Source organism: Chryseobacterium sp. Marseille-Q3244, from assembly GCF_940807095.1.
Classification (GTDB): domain Bacteria; phylum Bacteroidota; class Bacteroidia; order Flavobacteriales; family Weeksellaceae; genus Chryseobacterium.
In genome coordinates this window covers 14,956-35,292 of the sequence record NZ_CALNWX010000007.1, presented here as the reverse complement: position 1 = coordinate 35,292, position 20,337 = coordinate 14,956, and the positions used below count along the sequence as shown (strand labels likewise).

19 protein-coding genes, 1 other RNA gene and 1 pseudogene are annotated in these 20,337 nt (G+C 36.1%); 2 read left to right on the top strand and 19 right to left on the bottom strand.

The window, feature by feature from the left end:
- Window positions 1-72: 72 nt before the first annotated feature.
- The 7 genes from NBX25_RS13710 to NBX25_RS13680 all read right to left on the bottom strand — a co-directional run bounded on the left by NBX25_RS13710 (window position 73) and on the right by NBX25_RS13680 (window position 7,597).
- Window positions 73-1,326 (bottom strand): pyridoxal phosphate-dependent aminotransferase, encoded by a 1,254-nt coding sequence (locus NBX25_RS13710; RefSeq protein WP_123911326.1) that lies wholly within the window; start codon window positions 1,324-1,326, stop codon window positions 73-75.
- A 27-nt stretch (window positions 1,327-1,353) separates the two neighbouring features.
- The gene (locus tag NBX25_RS13705; RefSeq protein WP_250254033.1) at window positions 1,354-2,250 is read right to left on the bottom strand and encodes a hypothetical protein; all 897 of its coding nucleotides are present in this window, start codon (window positions 2,248-2,250) and stop codon (window positions 1,354-1,356) included.
- A 17-nt stretch (window positions 2,251-2,267) separates the two neighbouring features.
- Complete coding sequence (locus NBX25_RS13700) at window positions 2,268-3,983, bottom strand: phospho-sugar mutase (RefSeq protein ID WP_123911324.1); 1,716 nt, start codon at window positions 3,981-3,983, stop codon at window positions 2,268-2,270.
- Window positions 3,984-4,241: 258 nt separating this feature from the next.
- On the bottom strand, window positions 4,242-4,943 hold the full coding sequence (locus NBX25_RS13695; RefSeq protein ID WP_250254031.1) for a GIN domain-containing protein: 702 nt from the start codon (window positions 4,941-4,943) through the stop codon (window positions 4,242-4,244).
- 158 nt (window positions 4,944-5,101) lie between these two features.
- Entirely contained in the window at window positions 5,102-5,353 is a 252-nt protein-coding gene (locus NBX25_RS13690; protein ID WP_250254030.1) for a hypothetical protein, read from the bottom strand.
- 674 nt (window positions 5,354-6,027) lie between these two features.
- The gene (locus NBX25_RS13685; RefSeq protein ID WP_123911320.1) at window positions 6,028-6,978 is read right to left on the bottom strand and encodes a glycosyltransferase family 2 protein; all 951 of its coding nucleotides are present in this window, start codon (window positions 6,976-6,978) and stop codon (window positions 6,028-6,030) included.
- A gap of 16 nt (window positions 6,979-6,994) precedes the next feature.
- Complete coding sequence (locus tag NBX25_RS13680; protein WP_123911319.1) at window positions 6,995-7,597, bottom strand: DUF4199 domain-containing protein; 603 nt, start codon at window positions 7,595-7,597, stop codon at window positions 6,995-6,997.
- 131 nt (window positions 7,598-7,728) lie between these two features.
- On the opposite strand from NBX25_RS13680, the gene ffs reads away from it, so the two are divergent.
- Window positions 7,729-7,826: signal recognition particle sRNA small type (gene ffs / locus NBX25_RS13675), an RNA gene on the top strand.
- Between the two features lie 116 nt (window positions 7,827-7,942).
- Here ffs and NBX25_RS13670 read toward each other — a convergent pair.
- The 6 genes from NBX25_RS13670 to gyrA form a co-directional block, all read right to left on the bottom strand.
- The gene (locus NBX25_RS13670; RefSeq protein ID WP_123911318.1) at window positions 7,943-8,629 is read right to left on the bottom strand and encodes a metal-dependent hydrolase; all 687 of its coding nucleotides are present in this window, start codon (window positions 8,627-8,629) and stop codon (window positions 7,943-7,945) included.
- Window positions 8,630-8,770: 141 nt separating this feature from the next.
- Complete coding sequence (locus NBX25_RS13665) at window positions 8,771-9,217, bottom strand: SRPBCC family protein (RefSeq protein ID WP_250254028.1); 447 nt, start codon at window positions 9,215-9,217, stop codon at window positions 8,771-8,773.
- A 17-nt stretch (window positions 9,218-9,234) separates the two neighbouring features.
- Window positions 9,235-10,164 (bottom strand): 1,4-dihydroxy-2-naphthoate octaprenyltransferase, encoded by a 930-nt coding sequence (menA, locus tag NBX25_RS13660; RefSeq protein WP_123856035.1) that lies wholly within the window; start codon window positions 10,162-10,164, stop codon window positions 9,235-9,237.
- A gap of 74 nt (window positions 10,165-10,238) precedes the next feature.
- Window positions 10,239-11,075 carry a 1,4-dihydroxy-2-naphthoyl-CoA synthase gene (locus NBX25_RS13655; protein ID WP_115925838.1) on the bottom strand — a complete coding sequence of 279 codons (837 nt, stop codon included), beginning with the start codon at window positions 11,073-11,075 and terminating at the stop codon, window positions 10,239-10,241.
- Between the two features lie 183 nt (window positions 11,076-11,258).
- Window positions 11,259-12,284 carry a tetratricopeptide repeat protein gene (locus NBX25_RS13650; protein WP_250254027.1) on the bottom strand — a complete coding sequence of 342 codons (1,026 nt, stop codon included), beginning with the start codon at window positions 12,282-12,284 and terminating at the stop codon, window positions 11,259-11,261.
- Between the two features lie 27 nt (window positions 12,285-12,311).
- On the bottom strand, window positions 12,312-14,921 hold the full coding sequence (gene gyrA, locus NBX25_RS13645; protein WP_250254026.1) for a DNA gyrase subunit A: 2,610 nt from the start codon (window positions 14,919-14,921) through the stop codon (window positions 12,312-12,314).
- 148 nt (window positions 14,922-15,069) lie between these two features.
- Here gyrA and NBX25_RS13640 point away from each other — a divergent pair, with 148 nt between their 5' ends.
- The gene (locus NBX25_RS13640; RefSeq protein WP_250254024.1) at window positions 15,070-15,384 is read left to right on the top strand and encodes a DUF4286 family protein; all 315 of its coding nucleotides are present in this window, start codon (window positions 15,070-15,072) and stop codon (window positions 15,382-15,384) included.
- Window positions 15,385-15,434: 50 nt separating this feature from the next.
- Here the strand turns inward: NBX25_RS13640 and NBX25_RS13635 are convergent, their stop codons facing one another.
- From NBX25_RS13635 to NBX25_RS13610, 6 genes and pseudogenes are all read right to left on the bottom strand, one after another.
- On the bottom strand, window positions 15,435-15,665 hold the full coding sequence (locus tag NBX25_RS13635) for a hypothetical protein (protein ID WP_228412794.1): 231 nt from the start codon (window positions 15,663-15,665) through the stop codon (window positions 15,435-15,437).
- A 117-nt stretch (window positions 15,666-15,782) separates the two neighbouring features.
- Window positions 15,783-15,965 carry a quinol oxidase subunit 4 gene (locus tag NBX25_RS13630; RefSeq protein WP_250254023.1) on the bottom strand — a complete coding sequence of 61 codons (183 nt, stop codon included), beginning with the start codon at window positions 15,963-15,965 and terminating at the stop codon, window positions 15,783-15,785.
- A gap of 132 nt (window positions 15,966-16,097) precedes the next feature.
- Window positions 16,098-16,634 (bottom strand): GNAT family N-acetyltransferase, encoded by a 537-nt coding sequence (locus NBX25_RS13625; protein WP_228412793.1) that lies wholly within the window; start codon window positions 16,632-16,634, stop codon window positions 16,098-16,100.
- A pseudogene (locus NBX25_RS24895) lies at window positions 16,594-17,106 on the bottom strand (DUF421 domain-containing protein). The gene NBX25_RS13625 and the pseudogene NBX25_RS24895 overlap by 41 nt, the downstream one beginning before the upstream one ends.
- 123 nt (window positions 17,107-17,229) lie before the next feature.
- The gene (locus NBX25_RS13615) at window positions 17,230-18,393 is read right to left on the bottom strand and encodes a DUF2931 family protein (protein WP_250254021.1); all 1,164 of its coding nucleotides are present in this window, start codon (window positions 18,391-18,393) and stop codon (window positions 17,230-17,232) included.
- Window positions 18,394-18,404: 11 nt separating this feature from the next.
- On the bottom strand, window positions 18,405-20,333 hold the full coding sequence (locus tag NBX25_RS13610; protein ID WP_250254020.1) for a phospholipase effector Tle1 domain-containing protein: 1,929 nt from the start codon (window positions 20,331-20,333) through the stop codon (window positions 18,405-18,407).
- Window positions 20,334-20,337 lie beyond the last annotated feature (4 nt).

Below are 20,337 nucleotides of genomic sequence, written 5' to 3'. Positions count from 1 at the left end.
ACAATGGTATTAAGATTTGTAAGCCTTAACGATGTCATGCTAAACGGAGTCGAAGTATATATTTATTTGAAGTTACTTCAAGTTATTCAAAGCTGTTTCCAATTTCGGAAGCATTACTTTGATCTCATCAACAGCTAATCCTCCAACGGAAGCACGGAACCAAGGCTCTGATTTATCTTCTCCGAAAGCTGAGAATGGTACTAAAGCTACCCCTGCTTCATTGATTAGGTAGAATACAAGATCAGAAGAGTTTTCAATTACCGCTCCATCCGGTTTTGTTTTTCCTATATAATCTAATTTAATGGTAAGATAAAGAGCACCCATCGGTTCGATACTGTCTACCGCTAAACCTTTTCCTTTCAGATCCTGAACTCCTCCGTGAAGAACTTTTAAACTTTCTTCAAGTTTTCCTTTGAAATCTTCTACGAATACGTTTACATTTTCAGGATTTTCATAGAATTTTGCTGTAGCTTCCTGCTCTGGTTTTGGCGCCCAAGCTCCAACGTGCGTAAGAAGAGCCTTCATTTTATCAATAATGTGTGCAGGACCGAATCCCCATCCTACACGTACTCCTGTAGCTGCCAAACATTTTGAAATCCCATCAATATATACAGTATATTCCTTCATTTCAGGGAAAAGAGAAACCGGATCTACGTGTTCTGCACCAAATGTAAGGTTAGAATAGATTTGGTCATACATAAGGTATAACGGTTTTTCGTCTGCTCCTCTTTTCTTGTTTTCAGCAATTACCAATTCACAAATTTCTGAAAGTTGCTCTCTTGTGAACATTGTTCCTGTTGGATTCAATGGTGAGCAAAGGGCTAACAAAACAGCTCCCTCCAAATGAGGTCGTAAATCATCTGCTGTAGGAAGGAAATTGGTTTCAGGCTTTGTTTTTACTTCTATAGCATTGGCAGAAGTAAGGTAAGCATAATGGTTGTTATTCCATGATGGTGTAGGATATATTACTTTATCTCCTTCATCTACGATGGTTTTGTATACTGCATAGATCAAAGGTCTTGATCCAGCCGTAATCAAAATATCATTAGGAGAATAGTCCAGGTTCCATCTATTTTTCAAATCCTTGGATACTTCTTTTCTTAAAGATAAAAGTCCGTTGGCAGGTGGATAGTTTGTCAGGTTATTCTGATAGGCTTTCTGAATTTCTTCCTTCAGCAATGCTGGAATAGGATAGATATTAGAATTCAGGTCACCAATAGTAAGATTGGCAATTTGTGCACCTTTTGCTTTTAGATCATTTACTTCGTTACCAATTTTTACAATTTCAGAACCGATCAGGTTCGCTGCTAATTTTGAAACTTTCACTTTATTCTTATTTAAAATTTACTAATATTATCTTCTCAGATTAATTTTGTCTTCTATTTGATCCACAGGAACGTGGGCATCGTAAGCGGCTATTAGTTCTTTAGTTTTTTTCGCGGTAGTAGAATTTGGATAATTTTTGATGAGTTTGTTATATGCTTCTCTTTTATCATCATAAATTTTTTCTTCCTCACTATCATAAATACGATCACTGTCCATTCCCAGCAGATAGTCCAGCAAATAATCGTTATATATATTTCTTGCAGCCTTTATCAACGGGCTTTTAGGATATTTATTAATAAAATTCTCCCAAGCGATCAATCGGTCTCCCAGCTCTTCCCAGGTAATTAATAGGCCACCATTCACAGCATAATTTTCCTTATTATCTTTTGCCTTCTGTAAGATGTAAGCATCATAATCAGGAGTTACCTTATTCTTAAAAACAGACTCATAATATCCCGGCAACGAATGAATTTCTGTAAGACCTTCTCCCATCTCGCGGAATTCAAGACCTACTTTATTCAAATCGGCGGCCATTTTCTTTATGTGATCCGGCAGATTATAGGTCTCAGGTCCTGTATGATAATCGATATATTTGTCAAGCACCTCAGTTTGAGACGTATTCAAACAATCGGTGTACTTATCTCTGATTTTCACATAAGCTTCATACACTTTATTGTTCTGCTCCAGACTGTTTCCTGCAATCTCTTTATTTATTTTAGTACGATACCATTGTAAAGCTGTAATATAATCCTCCGTTTTATTTTCTGAAGAACACGCTGTGTCAATGGGTTTATACTGATTCTCTTTGGTTTCGTTTTTAGCTATTGAGTCATTTGCAGGTTTTACATCAGAAACCGTAGTTTCCTTTTTACAGGAAACTACAGCTACAGACAGCATAAAAACTGCTATAATTTTTTTTATCATTCTTCTTTATCAGTAGATTAATCCAGCTTTAAGTCTGTTTTAACGGCCTGAATTTTAGCTTCTAATGATTTCAGTTTATCTTTAAAGTCTGCTTCAGAAGAGATGGCATCTTTTACTGAAACATAGAATTTAATTTTTGGTTCTGTTCCTGAAGGTCTTACGCAAACCTTTGTTCCATCTTGTGTATAGTAAATCAATACGTTAGATTGTGGAATTTCGTTCATTACTTTTTTCTCTCCTGTAGAAATGGTAAGACTTGTCTGCTCTTTGAAATCTTTTACTTCTTCCACTAATGAGCCAGCCAATTCTTTTGGTGGATTTTCACGGAAGTCTTTCATCATATTCTGAATTTCTTCAGCACCTTGTCTTCCTTTTCTAACAATATTGATTAATCCTTCAAAGTACATCCCCAGATCTTCATAGATTTCGATCATGTACTGATACATTGTTTTACCGTTAGCTTTACACCAAGCAGCAATTTCACAAGCCAAAAGGATACTTCCACAAGAGTCTTTATCACGAACAAAATCTCCGGTCATAAATCCGAAACTTTCTTCTCCACCACACACAAATTTCTGAGTTCCTTCAGCTTCACGGATCATTTTTCCGATCCATTTGAACCCTGTAAGACCCACTTTGCATTCAACACCAAATTTTTGGGCAATATCATAGAAAATATCAGAAGTTACTATTGTTGAACCGATGAATTCTTTACCTGTAATTCTTCCCTGCTTTCTCCATTCGTTCAGAATGTAATAAGTAAGGATAGTATTGGTTTGGTTTCCATTCAATAACTGCATTTCACCCTCAAGGTTTCTTACAGCAATTCCTAATCTGTCACCATCCGGGTCTGTTCCGATAACGATATCCGCATTGGTTATTTTTGCCAGATCCATTGCCATTTCCAACGCAGCAGGTTCTTCCGGGTTTGGAGAGTCTACAGTTGGGAAATTCCCACTTGGGATCATTTGCTCTTTAACAAGATCTACTTTTTTGAAACCTGCTTTTGCCAGCGCTTTAGGAATCGTAGTATAAGTGGTCCCGTGAATAGAGGTGAAAACAATATTTAAGTTTTCTTTTCCTTCGTTCTGGTACGTAGAATTTTCAATACATGCATCAATGTAAACATCATCCTGCTCCTCTCCGATCCATTCAATCAGATCATCATTCCCGTTGAATTTGATTTCTTCAAATTTTACAGAATATACTTCTTTGATGATCGCTTCATCGTTTGGCGGTACAATTTGTGCACCGTCATTCCAATATACTTTGTAACCATTATATTCAGGTGGATTGTGAGAAGCCGTTAAAACGATTCCTCCGTTACATTTTTTATCACGAACCGTAAAAGAAAGTTCAGGAGTGGGTCTGTGATCTTTGAAAAGCAATACTTTAATTCCGTTTGCCGTTAAAACATCTGCTACCAATTTTCCGAATTCTTTTGAATTATGGCGAACATCATAGGCAATAGCTACTTTAATTTCCTCTCCTTTGAACTGTTCCAACATATAATTAGCCAATCCCTGAGTCGCCTGTCCTAGCGTATATTTATTTAAGCGGTTGGTTCCTACTCCCATAATTCCACGCATACCTCCTGTTCCGAATTCCAATTCTCTGTAAAAAGAATCTTCCAGATCCGGGGAATTGCTGTCGATTAATGCCTGTACTGCCTTTCTCGTTTCTTCATCGAAGGTCTCACTTAACCAAAGTTTCGCTTTTTCTAATGTGTTCATATTTAGTTTAGTTTGGAAGCTGGAGGCTGGAAGAGGGAGGTAGTTTTTGTCCCAGTTCAACCTTTCAGCTTTTTGATTTATTATTTTGTCTTTTATCAGGCTGGAAATAGGAAGCTGGGAGATGGAAGATATTGCATTCCCTAATTCAGACTTCTGCCTTTTATTTAATTATTCTATTTTTGGCTTGATTAAAAAGTGAAAAATGAAGTTTGGTAAACTAGAATTACCTCCAGCTTCCGGCTCCCATCTTCCAGCCCTCTAATCTAATTTCTTATTCTCAACTTTTGTTGTTTTCTCTATTTTAAATGCTCTGATCGGATCATTATAGTAAATAAATTTTGCTGTATTCTGAATATTTCCTTTCAAAGAGTCTTTTACATTCACTTCAGCATAGTTTCCATTTTTGGAATCGATATTCAGATTGGTAATTTTCCAATAAGGGGCAATTAGACTTGCAGTATCGGAAATTTTTATCACAGCATCTTTGGATAATCCTAAAAAGTTAGCACGGCTTCTGTTATGCATTTCTACCTCTGCTCTTCTTGTGTTGACAGATCCCATGAAGCTTGCATTATTTTTCATATTCAGTCTGAAATTATCTGTTTTAATTTCACTTGAAATATTCACTTCTACTGAGTCAGAAACGGCTACTTTCTCAAGATTATATTTTGAATAGATGGTTACATTGTAAAAATCTACACCTTTTGTTCCTCTTTTTTCCTTAATAATAAGGGTTTTGTCTTTTACATCTACATCCAGGTTACTCGCTACGTTGGGATAGGTTTCTATTTCCACAAAGTTTTTCGGACCTTTGGCATAAAATACACGGAATTTACCGGTCAGATCCAGATTTACAAATTCCGGAACATCCACATCTTTCTTCTCAATATTTCCTTTTGGAGATACTTTTCCACAAGAAACTACTGCAACCAACATCAATGTGTATAGTACTTTTTTCATATTTAATTTTAAATATTCTATTGACGATCATTTACCGAAAGTTTTCAGGACTTTCAATAATATCTTTTAACAAAAATAGGATTAAAATTTCTAAAAATCTTTGTCTTTTGACAATAAAATACCTGATAATTTTCAATTTTTTAGTTTCCAGGTGAATGCTATTTTTTGTATTTCATTCTTTTATAAAACCATGTATTAGGTTTCTCAGACATTGATGACAACAGCAAATATTCTTTATTGATATAGGCAATTTTCATTTTTACTGTATCTTTACCTTCATTGTATTTCATTTTCAGCAGGGTATCTTTATTTTGGTAATTTCCCGTAAGCTCTTTAGAATTAAAGGATTTATTTTGATGAAAACTCAAAATGCCTGTTCCGTACTTAGAATGGTTCTGTTTATTTTTCAAGGTATCGATCTTTGGCACTGTTCCTTCATATAGTTCTATAATAGGATTACAATAATTAACAGTCTTTCTATATTCAGCATTTAATATTATTTAATGGTTATTTTGGAGGTAAAAATAAATAAAAAACACCCTATTTACTATGGGTGCTTCTCTTTATATTCTTTATATAGGACTTATTTAATTTTAACGCAAAGTTCTCTGATCAATAATGAGAGTAACATTCATTTCATAACTTCCCTTAAAGTTCAATTTTATTTTATCTGCTTTTTTTTCAAGGGTATACAATGCTGATTCTCCATTCTCTATGACTTCTGAATTATAAAAACTATAAATAGACCACACTATCTTTTTAGGCATTATATCCGTAAATGTGTTTCCTGATCTTCACTTCATTTTTTTTATCCGCTTTTTCATCAGCAACATATCCTTGTTTATCAATTATCTTATTCACCTTATACACAAGAGTATAAGGTTTGGAGGGCTGTGCTAATGTATTAATGCACAACAGGAATGCGATAAGATAAATTATTTTTTCATCTTACACTAATATCGGAAAATAAAGAATCAGTTCCAAAAGTCAGGAAGCTGAGATCAGAAAAAATCCCTCAAAAAGACTATTTCTTCCTGAGGGATTCCATTATTTTAAATTGATATAATACAGTTATTTTAATTCACTATATCACTTCATCAATATTATAATTCTTATGCTCACGATTTGTCCTGATAATCATTTCTCCCAGGAATCCCGCTACAAACAATAACGTTCCCATAATCATCATGGTTAAAGCAATGTAGAACCAAGGATTATTAGTGATTAAGTGGCCATAAATTCCTCTGGCTACATCAATCAGTTTGGATACTCCCAGCCACAGTGCTGAAAGGAAACCAAAGATGAACATCACGGTTCCTACCGCTCCGAAAAAATGCATAGGCCTTCCTCCAAAACGACTTACAAACCAAAGAGTTACCAGATCTAAAAATCCTCTAACAAATCTTTCCGTTCCGAATTTTGAAGTTCCGTAAGGTCTTGCCTGATGCTGTACCTCTTTTTCCGTAATTCTTCTGAATCCTGCATTGGCAGCCAATACCGGAATATAACGATGCATGTCTCCATATACATCTACAGATTTTACCACTTGTCTTTTGTAAGCTTTCAAACCACAGTTGAAATCGTGAAGATAAACTCCTGAAACTTTTCTTGCCGCTGCGTTGAATAGTTTTGACGGAATATTTTTCGTCATTACATTATCAAAACGTTTCTTTTTCCAACCAGAAACAATATCGTAATTATCATGAATCACCATATTGTACAGTTCCGGAATCTCTTCCGGAAAATCCTGTAAGTCTGCATCCATTGTAATTACCACATCTCCGTTTGTTCTTTCAAAAGCGGCATGAAGAGCCTGTGATTTCCCATAATTTCGGGAAAATTTAATCGCGTGGATTTGAGGGTACTGTACTTTTAAGTTCTCAATAATACTCCACGATAAATCCGTACTTCCATCGTCCACAAACCAGATCTCGTAAGATAAGCTATTGGTTTGGCAGACTTTATCAATCCTTGAAAAAAGCTCTTCCAGAGAGTCTTCTTCGTTCAGTAACGGAATAACTATAGATAAGTTCATTTAATTTTAATAAAAATTAGTCTTGATTTGTTTCTTCGGGCTGATAGATACTTCTTGTTCTGAAAAATGCTCCGAAAAACACCGACAAAACTACGTAAAATATAAGAATTGCTGCAAAATATCCTGAAAAATGACTTGCGGTAAGCATATCTTTTCCTTTTACAGCTTCCGGACTGAAGCTCTGAAGCCTCTCATTATACTTCTGATCCAGCTCTTCAATATCTTTCTGATGCTTTAAAATTTTTCTCGCAGAGGTATATTCTGTATCCAATTCCGACTTCTGTCTTTGAACATATTGATAGTTCAAGAGCTTTTTTGCATCGGTATCTGCAAAGTTTAAAAAAGCATAAATACTGAAAATCGAAAGAATTCCTCCGATGAACATCGGAACGAATGCTCTTTTGAAAGCTTCCCTAAAAGTGACCACTCTATGGTTGTTCCAATAGATTTTTACAGACCAGAATGCAGCTCCTGCATACAGAACAGGCAATACGAAAGCATTAGCTTTCAGTGAGATATCAAAATAATTGATTCCTGAAAAAAAAGTGTACACTACAAAAAAAACGATCATTGTAGCGATAAAAAGTATAATTCCTAGTGTTGATGGACTTTTAGTCATGTTTAAATTTTTAGAAAAAAGTTGAAAAATTATCCTCCTAAATGTCAGCTGATTAGCTCTACTACTGCATTTTTTCGACAAATTTTCTTTAATAAAGTTTTGAAGTTTACAAATATTTCCTACCTTTGCAACGGCAAGTCCTAAACAACCAGCTCCTGAGAATCCTCCAGGGTGGGAACGCAGCAAAGGTAATCGGTCGTAGCGGTGTGATTTAGGTAGCTTGCCATTTTTTTTTGGTTTAAAGTGAAGAGAGAGGTAATTGAATAATTATCTTTTTTTGTTTTTAATACCTTACGCATCTGTTTCATTTTTCTAATTATTATATTACCTCAGTCTTATTATCGATTAAAATTCGAACGTTTCTCCTAATTTTGGTAAAACAAGTTCTACATTTTTATCAGCGAAATGCTTTAATGCACTTTCATGATTGATCTCAATAGCTGGAAACGTATCAAAGTGACATCCGATTACTTTTGGAGTCTTTAATAATTCTGCTGCGGCAAAAGATGCTTTTCTTGGGCACATTGTATAATGGCTCCCGATTGGAAGGATAGAAAGGTCAATATTCCCGTATAATCTTGGGAATAGCTCCATATCTGCCATTACACCTGTATCTCCAGCTAAATACACATTCTTACCTTCAGGTAATCTGAAAATATAGCCTACAGGAACACCACCATAGCTCCCATCTGGGAAAGAACTTGTATGATGAGCCGGAACCATAGAAATTTTAAGATCGTCGATTTTTGCCGATCCTCCTAAGTTCACATCATCTTTATTTTTAGCTTGTGTAAAATATCCACATACTTCCGGCACTCCAATTACGGTTGCTTCAGGATAATGCTGTAATACTTCTGCTACATCTGCAATATGGTCTCCATGGGCATGGGTCAACAGGATGTAGTCGATTTTTTGAGCGGCAATATCAAAACCTGATTCCGCTTTTTTGTAGTTGTAGAAAGGGTCACTTAAAATTGTTTTGTCCTTGTAGGTGAACAGAAAACAATTTTGCCCTAAAAATTGTATTTTCATTGTAAGTTTAATTTCAATTATTATTAAACACAAATGACTCAAATGCTTTCACAAATAACACCATAAGGTGAGTGACATTCGCGAAAAGATTCGTGCCATCCGTGTTTTTTTAAAACGCGAAGCGTTATCTATTTACTCTAATTATTTCGATGGGAACTTATCTTCAATAAGCCTCAAATTAATTCCATGTTCCAGATAAGCTTTACAACCGTCTAAAACCGTCGTAAAACCACCTGTATTGTCGTTAATCTGTCTTAGGAGATCTTCACCCGTCTGGCTGAACCCATAGCTTTTAATCACAACAAGAGTTCCGTTTTCCATGGTTTTAAACTCATAGTCTACATGTACTGAAGGCTCTCCCCATTCTGTTTTAATCAGTTGGTTCGAAATAATCTGATGCACGTTTACCACGTTTTTCACACCATACATTTCCCACTCCCAGGTTACCGTTTTTCCTTCTTCTAATTTTCCGGTAGATTTGGTAAACCAGAAATTAGTAGTTACTTCAGGATTGACAAATGCTTCAAAAACATCTTCAATCGGTTTTCTGATAAGCATTTGCGCTTCAACATATACATTGGAACTCATGATATACTATTTTAGATTTAGTTAAATAAATTAAGTCCGGCAGCTGTAAGAATAGCCATTACAAACGTCATAATTCCAACCTGCTTTAAATATTGATCTAATTCTTTCGGCTCTTTTACCGACATGATATTTCTTCTCAGTTTTGCTAATGGAAACAATAGGATCATTACAATGAATACATAGTAATTTTGCTGTTGTATAAATCCGTTTACTCCTAAAAAGATAAGGATGAGTACCAATGGAAGCTGTAAAAGGATCATTTCATAGATCATTGCATTTTTGAATCCGATTCTTAATGCGAAACTATTCTTTCCTGATAGCTTATCACTCTCGATATCTCTCATATTATTCAGGTTCAGAACAGCCATACTCATCATTCCTACTGCAGTTCCCGGTAACAGCATATCCCAGCTAAATGTTTTTGTAAACAGGAAATAACTTCCGCATACGGAAACCAATCCAAAGAAGATAAATACAAAAATATCTCCCAATCCCATATATCCGTAAGGCTTCTTCCCTACTGTATATCCGATTGCAGCCAAAATACATGCTACTCCCAAACCTATAAAAATATAGAATTCATTCATATAGTTTGGAATGAAAGCCACATACAACAACGCAATTGTAGCAACAAATGATAACGCCGAAAAAAGAATAACAGCATTTTTCATCTGCTTTGCTGTAATTTTTCCTGAGGCTACAGCTCTTGCCTCTGCTTCATTGATTCTCTTTGCATCAGTTCCTTTTACCCCATCGCCATAATCGTTGGCATAGTTTGATAAAATCTGATATAAAAGGGTTACCAAAAGGGCTAATGCAAAAATTTTCCAATCCCAGGTTCCGCCTTCTCTGTATAACCTCCATTTGGCAATGAAAGCTCCCATAATAATCCCGCTTAATGACAGCGGTAAAGTTCTTAGCCTTGCGGCTTTTATCCAATCAGTCATAAATTTATAAGTAATGAGCAATGGGTAATAAATAATGAAAAAAATTGCTTCTTATTTATTACTCATTACCAATGTTATGATATCCATTGATCTTCTCCGAAATTCGGTTTTCTTTTTTCAAGAAACGCATTTCTTCCTTCCTTAGCTTCTTCGGTCATATAAGCTAAACGGGTTGCCTCTCCTGCAAACACCTGCTGTCCAACCATTCCGTCATCGGTAAGGTTCATTGCAAATTTCAGCATTCTGATAGACATTGGGGATTTTCCTAAGATTTCCTGAGCCCATTCATAAGCTGTATCTTCTAATTCTGCATGAGGAACTACTTTGTTTACCATTCCCATTTCAAATGCTTCCTGGGCGGAATAATTTCGTCCTAAAAAGAATATTTCACGGGCTTTTTTCTGTCCAACCATTTTTGCCAGGTAAGCCGATCCGTAACCGCCATCAAAACTTGTCACATCAGCATCAGTTTGCTTGAAAATAGCATGCTCTTCACTCGCTAAAGTTAAGTCACATACTACATGAAGTGAATGTCCACCTCCAACAGCCCATCCCGGAACTACTGCAATTACCACTTTCGGCATGAATCGGATCAAACGCTGAACTTCCAGAATATTTAAACGATGTCTTCCATCTTCTCCAACATACCCCTGGTCTCCTCTTGCTTTCTGATCTCCTCCACTACAGAAAGCCCAACCGCCGTCTTTCGGACTTGGTCCTTCTCCTGAAAGCAAAACAACACCTATTGAAGGGTCTTCAGAGGCGTCATAAAAGGCATCATATAATTCTGAGGTTGTCTTTGGTCTGAATGCATTACGTACTTCCGGTCTGTTAAAAGCAATTCTCGCTACACCATTACATTTTTTATAGGTAATATCTTCGTATTCCTTAGCGGTTTTCCACTCGATCATTTTGGTAAAATTTTTCTCAAAGATACGGAATTGCAGAGAATTTCTAGGGATGAAATTTACCGATCCTCTTCAGAAAGAATAGAAATTTTGAATGATAAATTTTAGGCAATGAATCTTGATTTTTGCTAAAAACAAAAGCCGAAACATCAGTGTTTCGGCTTTTTATTATTAAATTATTAATGATTACTTCGCTGCTGCGCTTAGCTCAGCTTCTTTAGCTTTCATTTCTTTAACTTTATCCATATTTTTAGTTACTACATAAATTTCCTTTAGTGTACTAACTGCATCAATATTCTTAGGATCTGCTTTATACCAGCTTTCTGCAAATGGTAAAGCTTTTGCAAATCTTTCTCTTCTTGCATCAATTAATTTAGTAGCTTCATCCGGCTTGTCCTTTCTCAGCGCATTGATATCGGCTACAATTTTAGAGTCATCTCCAATGGTAGTATACACAAGGTTTTGATAAGCGTTTGCAAAATCAGGTTTAAGCTCAGTTGCTTTTTTGAATGATTCTAAAGCATCATTAACTGTAGCCGGAGTCTTTGCCTGCATCACTCCAAGGTTATACCAATTGGTTGCATCATTAGGATTCTTTGCTAACTGTTCTTTCAAACCAGCAACAAATTTTTCTGTATTTCCTGACTGAAGATAGGCATTGGTTTGTCCTTCTTTCAATTTAGCATTGTTTGGATATTTAACTAATCCTTTTTCAATGATTACAAGTGCCTCGTTTGGTTTTTTAGCATTAAGGAGTAATAAAGATAAAGTTTCATATAAATCTACTTCTACTCCTGCGGACTGCTCAGTTTTGAAATCAGAATAATCAGAATTCTTTTTCATAAGCTCCCAAGTAGCTTTATCCAAGTTTACTACATTTCCGCTTTTCTTTTCTTTAGCAGTATAAGTTGTTTCTACTCCTGTAAATCCGGAATTTATAAGGTCTGTGTATATTTTAATAGCCGGATCACTTTCGTTAGCTAATGCATGACTAAGTCCTGAATAATACATATATATCTTATTATCCTGACCATTCGCTTTCAATAAGTCGTAAACTTCTACAAACTTAGGTGCTGCAGCTGTATAATTTTTTGCATTATATGCATCCATAGCAGCTTTGTTAGCAGCCTGAAGCTTAGCATTTACATCTCCTTTCTGCCCAAAAACAAAAGCAGATGCTACGATCGCCATACCTAAAATTAGTTTCTTCATAATAACTATTTTATATTAATTGTACATTTATTCTTCAGAACCAGAATTCTCATCTTCCTCGGCCTGAGGGGTTGTATTATCATTTTCCAGGTTATCAAATAAGGACTCCATTCCTTCCTGAACTTCTCCTTCAGTTTCGTCAACTCCTTCAATACCATCCATCTCTTCAGAATCTTCTTCTACATCTTTATCCATTTCTACTTTTGCAATGGCTGCAATTTCGTCATTCTTCTTAAGATTGATTAGTTTTACCCCTTGTGTATTTCTACCCATCACTCTCATTTCATCCATTCCCATTCTGATAGCAACACCAGACTTATTGATAATCATCAATCCATCTTCGTCTGTTACGTTTTGAATAGCAATCAGATTTCCTGTTTTCTCGGTAATGTTTAGGGTGATAACTCCTTTCCCTCCTCTGTTTGTAATTCTATAGTCTTCTACCGCAGTTCTCTTACCATATCCTTTTTCAGATACTACAAGTACGGTTTCGTTCTCTACGTCATTCACAACAATCATACCAATAGCTTCATCATTGTCTTCCATCGCAATACCACGTACCCCAATAGAGCCTCTACCTACTTCTCTTACTTTTTCTTCAGGGAAACGGATACACTTACCATTTTTAGTAGCAATCATGATCTGGGAAGTACCATTTGTAAGGTAAGCTCCTAATAATTGGTCATTATCTCTAATTTCAATAGCATTTACTCCATTTACCCTTGGTCTTGAATACGCTTCCAATGATGTTTTCTTGATGGTACCGTTTTTAGTTACCATTACTACACTCATTTGGTTTACATATTCAGAATCTTTCAGGTTGTTGGTTCTGATATATGCTTTGATTTTATCATCCGGTTCAATGTTGATAAGGTTCTGTACCGCTCTTCCTTTTGCCGTTTTAGAGCCTTCAGGAATTTCAAATACTCTTAACCAGTAACATCTACCTTTTTCGGTAAAGAATAACATATATTGGTGGTTCGTTGCAGATACAATATATTCAAGGAAGTCAGAATCCCTTGTTGTAGCTGCTTTGTTTCCTACACCTCCTCTACTCTGAATTTTATATTCTGAAAGTGAAGTTCTCTTAACATATCCTGCGTGAGAGATTGTAAGAACTACTGATTCATTTGGAATAATATCTTCAATAGACATTTCTCCTCCTGAATAATCAATTTCAGTTCTTCTTTCGTCACCATATTTTTCTTTGATTTCGATCAGCTCCTCCTTGATAATCTGGAATCTTCTTGGTTCACTCGCAAGAATATCTTCCAAATTAGCAATCTCTTTCATAATTGCATCATATTCATCACGGATCTTATCAAGCTCCATTCCGGTAAGACGAGCTAATCTAAGATCAAGAATTGCCTGAGCCTGAATTTCTGAAAGTTCAAATGCTTCGATCAGGCCTTCTTTTGCAGCCTGAGGATTAGCACTGTGACGAATGATTGAAATTGCTCTGTCTAAAGCATCCTGACCTCCAATCACCTTCATGAACCCTTCAAGAATATGTGCTCTTTCTTTTGCTTTTTTAAGCTCAAACTGAGTTCTTCTTACAATTACCTCATGTCTGTGCTCTACAAAGTGATGAATGATATCTTTAAGATTCAATTGTTCTGGTCTTCCATGTACCAACGCAATGTTATTTACGCTGAAAGAAGTCTGAAGAGCTGTATATTTATATAAAAGGTTTAGAACTACGTTCGGAATTGCATCGTTTTTCAATTCATATACCACACGAAGTCCTTTTCTGTCCGATTCATCTCTGATCTCATGGATACCAGGAATTTTCTCATCTTTAACAAGTTCCGCAGTTCTGGCGATCATTTCCGCCTTATTTACCTGGTAAGGAACTTCTGTTACGATAATCGCATTTCTGTTTCCGATTTCTTCGAAATTAACTTTTGCTCTCAGAACAACTCTACCTCTACCTGTATGGAATGCATCTCTTACTCCGTCGTATCCATAAATGATACCTCCTGTTGGGAAATCCGGAGCAACAATATGCTGCATCAGCTCATCGATCGTAATTTCTTTATTATCAATATATGCACAAATGGCATCTACAGATTCAGAAAGGTTGTGTGGCGCCATATTGGTTGCCATCCCTACAGCAATACCTGAAGCTCCGTTTACCAAAAGGTTAGGAACCTTTGTAGGCATTACAGTCGGTTCCTGTAAGCTGTCATCGAAGTTATTCTGGAAATCAACAGTTTCTTTATCAAGGTCAGAAAGAACCTCATCAGAGATTTTTTTCAGCCTTGCTTCAGTATAACGCATTGCTGCTGGCGGGTCACCATCCATGGAACCGAAGTTACCTTGTCCGTCAACCTGAGGATAACGTAAGCTCCATTCCTGAGCCATTCTCACCATCGCGTCATATACAGAGGAGTCTCCGTGCGGGTGATATTTACCCAAAACATCCCCAACAATTCTCGCAGATTTTAAATATTTTCTATTCGAAAAAACCCCTAATCCATACATACCATAAAGTACTCTTCTATGAACGGGTTTTAAGCCGTCTCTTACATCCGGTAACGCTCTTGAAACGATAACGGACATCGAATAATCGATGTAAGACGACTTCATTTCATCAACAATGTTGATAGGAATCAGTCTTTCTCCTTCTTTTTGCATAAACAAATTTTATTATAATGATTGTCAGACCATTAGCTGTAAGTCTGAAAATTATTTATTTCCAATTTTTATTAACGGGCTAATTTACGAAAAAAATGCCGATTTTTGCGCTAGAATTTATCCACAAAATCTTAAAAATTCTTAAAATATGAGCGTATTAAGTATAACTTTCCACTGCACGAAAAATAATCTGGAAGAATGGGAAAATTATATTGATGAAACCCTGATTTTAATGACCGAAAATCTGATGGATGTCGACAAGTATATTCTATCTGAAGTTCATAGTGATTATATTGATGAAGGAAAAAATTACAATCTCCTTCTAGTCTTTGATAATGATGAACTGAGAAACGATTTTCTTGAAAGTGAATTGAAAAATATCGCAGAGCGAATTGAAAATAAGTTCGGACCGGAAGTAATGATTTTTGACACGCTTCTGAATCCAAAAAAATCGAGGCTGTAATGATAAAAGCAAAAGCACTGAAAATTTCAGTGCTTTTTTTATCTAATCTATTATCTATGAAATCCGTTATGATGGCCTCCGCCTCCATGGTGATAATATCCGCCATGATGGCCACCACCATAAACATATACTCTTTCTGTATATCTGGGACCGTAACCATAATATCTTGGTCCGTAATATCCATATCCATGCGTTCTGCCTCCATAATATCCATCTACTGCACAAGATGACAGCGTGAGTATTATTGCCATGACTCCAAGAGCCTTAAGCATTGTTTTCATTTTTTCAACTTTTTGTTCTGTATTAAAATAATCAATGTTGATGCCAAATCATTCAAAAAAATATCTTATTTTAAAATAAAAAACACTCCTTTTGAAGGAATGTTTTATCATAATTTTTTAATAGCCATTTCTTTTTTTCACCTGTCCAGGAGCATAATCTTTTGCACTTCCGCCATATATTTTTTTAGCTTGTCCTGGTGGAATTTTCTTGGTCTGATACCCCCCATTATCATATGCCACACAGGAAGTAAGCACCAATACAACCATTAAAATACCTGTAATCTTAAACATACTTTTCATTATTTCTACTTTTTCCAATTTAATGAATGATCTACAACAAGGTTCGAGCCAAGTTATTTAGTATTCAATCTTTGGAGTGTAGAGCTTAAAGTTGAGATATCCTGTAAGCAACTTTCCCAACCTCATTATTCATCAGATAATTTCGCTTCGTTTTTCCATCATAACAAGGTCTTTCCATTCACCGTTCAGTTTTCCTATTTTTTTACGAACACCAACCATTCTGAATCCGTTTTTCTGGTGAGATTTGATTGCCATTTCATTTTCGGAAAAGAGATTGGTCTGCAAGGTCCAGAATCCATGGTCTTCGCTATCCAGTATGATTTTTTTAAGCAATATCGAGCCCAATCCCTTTCCTTGATATTCATTATCGAAGTAAATGCTGACTTCTGCCACTCCTTTAAAAGCTTCTCTTTTGCTTACCGGTTTAAGGGCGCACCATCCTATCACCTCATTATTTTCGTTTTCCAGCACCCAACGGCAATCATTGAAATATTCCATACTCCAGGCTTCAGCAGTGGGAACTTCTGTTTCCAAAGTAGCAATACCGCCCTCTACTCCCTGTCTGAAAATTTCCAACACTCTTGCTTCGTCATTGGGAAGCATTTCTCGTAATTCGTAATTCATAGGATTAATGATATTTTCTTTTGTATTTTCTTTTGATTCGTGCATAATGGGTTTGTTTGCTTTTCTCATCCTGAGAGACCACACTTATATTCCCATCTACCTCTAATACGGATAATTTAACATTTTTGATATCTTCGATACCGTGTTCTCTAATGGCTTCTTCCAGTTCATTTTCCGTAATTTTAACCCGATTTAAGGCGGTCTGATCTGCCACTCCATCTCTTATTAAAATAACGGGTTCATCCTGCATAAAAGCTTCAAAGGAGCGATTGGAGAACATCAGTCTTTTTAAAATAAAATTGGCGACAAATAAAACTAAAGCTGCAATCAAACCTCCCTACAATGAAGTATCCGGACCAACCATTGCATTCTGTACGGCGTTAGATATTAAAAGTAACAAAACAACATCTCCCGCATTGAGCTGAGAAAGCTGATTCTTGCCAAACAAACGAATAGCGATTACCATAAAAAGGTAAACACACAGGGAACGAACTGCAACGTTGAGAATAGAATCCACAATTTTTTTATCTATTCAAATGTATTGATTTTTTGGTATTGATGAGAAAAGTATTTGTTGTATTGTAGAAGATTGTAGCACATGGCAGCAAAGGTTATATAGTATAAATACTATCCCTTATTGTTATTCCTCCTGCCAGTATTCCAGATCGGTAGGCTTTTGAATGGGAATTCTGCCTTCCCATTTGGGAACTACAAATCCTTTAGGGAGTGTGTATTTAGGTGACATTAATTTTTTATGTTCATCATTAAATCTTCCTAAACGAAAGCCCATTACCCGATCATGTTTCTGTTTATTCACAAAATAAATTTCTCCTTCAACAAAATCCCCTCCTGTATCTTTAGGAATTGTCACAATCATTCGATCATAATGGCCTTTTTCAAATGTTCCCTGTAGATTTTGAGGTAAAACTACACTTCCCTCAAACCAGCGTGATTCATTATCATACGAATGCCATATCAGATCCATCTGTACAGGAAGTTTTAACTGATGCTGTGGATTAGGGTTTTTAGGATAGCTTGCAAAACGATTGCCCCATTGTAAAAAGTAAGGATCAGAATCTAAAAAGTAAACACTGCCATCTTTTGAGTAATAAGTAATTGAATATTTATAATTGTCTTCACTACTAAAACCTAGATCATATTTGTATAATTTATCTCCTTTTTCCCAAACTGAATAAGGAATACCATGTAGATATTGATACTTACTTGCTTCAGAGTTAATATACTCATGAGAAACTCTTAATTTTGATTGGGATTCCATATAAGCTTTGTCATTTCCTCTCCAGACTCCTTTATTAGGAATTTTAAGTCTTGTAATTTCTGTATTCCCTGTCTGGCCACCCATCCATATTGTGGCATTTCCTCCAGGTGCCATTCCTGCTATGATCTGAGTATAGTTTTCTTTTTTTCCATTAACTATTTTTCCTTTTTTAAATAATTCAAGCATCTTTTCCCTGGGAAGCTTAGCTCCTCCTTCATAGTAATTCCCATCTGCTTCATCACCCCATTTCATATAGATACTGTCAGGAACAGGTTTATAAATATCACCACCCGTATACCCTCCGCTTGTTATTCCCCAGCCAGGAGCAGATCCTATTGTCGCAGAAGTACCTGCAACACTTCTTCCCTGATAAAAAAATTCAATAGGCATTGGAGCAGCTGAGTAAAATTTGGGTGCTGACCAAGCCACATTCCATTCAAATTTATCCTTAGGTTGACAACTTACTGCTAATATTAAACTTGTAAGAAATAGTATATTACTTTTTATTGTTCTTATCTTTATCATACTTTATTGATCTAAGGGTACCATTTTTCTCTTTCATAATAGATATTCCCATCTTTATCTACTTTAGGTGCTGCCGGCTGGTTGACAAAACCTACACTTTCCAGAAGGTGATGGTCTCCTGTTTTTACACCTATTGCTGCCAATCCCCCAAAGTTAGCAGAAAGATGGATATAATGATTACAGATATGCTGATATATTTCAACCGGCACACTATAAATCCCCACGCCTTCTTTTTTACTTTCTTCCAGCATCAGATCCATATACTGCTTTAAAACTTTATATTTATCCGTATCTGGAATTTCATGTTCAAATTCATGAGGAACAAAACCTTTCTTATTTATCGCTTCCTTATAATCTTTATAAAAAGGGACTTTATTATCTATTCCTTTCTGCAACATCATGTACATTGCTACCAGGCTGTATTTATTGGAAATGTACCGAGAATCTTCCAGGATATAATGGTCTGATTCTTTAGCCTGGAATATCTGATAATAAGGACTTGTAGATACTGTTTTTTCTTTATCCGGGAAATCCGGTTCTGCTTTAATTTCTCGTGTTCCTACTCCTGCACCGGTCACTGTTGTTTCCTTAACATGATCGTAGGTATTCCTAAACACAATCTCTTTTTCTGTAGAAATACGCTGGTTGATATAAAACTGTCTTATTTTTTCTTTTTCCTGAAGCGTTTTATGATCTCCTACTTTTACATCAAAATAATCCAGTACCGCGGTATATTTATCCAGATGGGCATATCCCCCGCCTATATCTGAATGCGCTCCCAGCATTGATAAAGTATAGCCTTCTTCCGTAGGGGTTAATGCAAAATTCTTCCGCCACTCATTGTGTGCTGTAATATGAAATATTTTTTTGATCCCCAGCCCTGAGACTTTGGTTTTGATCTTCTGCAGCGAGGCCTGTCCCAAAAAAGCAGCAATACTGTAAGGAACAGTTAAAGGATTCGTTATCAATGCTCCCGCTACTTTATACCCTATATTTTCTTTGACCACCATATCCGAAATCACCGTATCAAACACCCCCAGAAAACGAATTTCTATGGTAAAAGTATCTCCCACAGGCTTATACCCTGCTCTACTCAGTCTTTTCCCAAAAAGACCACCTGCATGCTCAGAAACATAAGTGACTCTTGGACGTCCCATCTTGGTATCCATCTCATCTCTCATCACCGTATCATATTTTGCAGATTTCTTTACTTCATTACAAAAATGCCTTGCTGCGGCAGCACCCCGGCTGAACCCAAAAACATCAAATACAATCTTATTGATTTTCTTATCTTTAGAAATATTGCCAAACTCATTGGCTATGACATTTTTAATTCCTTCTTCTACTCTGCCAATTACTCCCCAATCGCCCCTTCCTGCGCAGGAACCGGCAATATCATCTTCTTTATCCTGTTTTGTTCCTATTCCTTCTATATATTGTTTTAAAATAACATAGTTTCCATATTCCGGATGTGCATCTTCACTTCCTTTTGCATCTTCACTTGGATTTTTTTTCTCTTTATAAAGATCAAACAATTTTGCTACGTTCGAATAGGGATTCCAGTAACTGTCACGGTCTGAGATTTTTATTTTTTTCTGTTTTCCGGTTTTGGGATCCTTGATCGTTTCGTAATATTCCTGGGGAACGGTGTCATTTTTATAATAGGTTTCTCCGGAATTGATTTTACTGTAATAGGTTTTATCAGAATTATACCTGTTGTTGCCTGTTCCGTCAAAAAACATCCCCATAAAAACATTTACGGAATCTTTGGGTTGATAACCTGCCGCTTTTTCCACCGCTGAACCATGATGTATGTCTTTATCAGCATTCAGGTTATTTACACCTGATGCAGTAATATTGGTATTTCCTTCAGAGTACAGATTATACCCCTTTTGGGTCACCTTGGTATACTTTCCGTTTACAATTCTTGTTCTGCTCATAGGA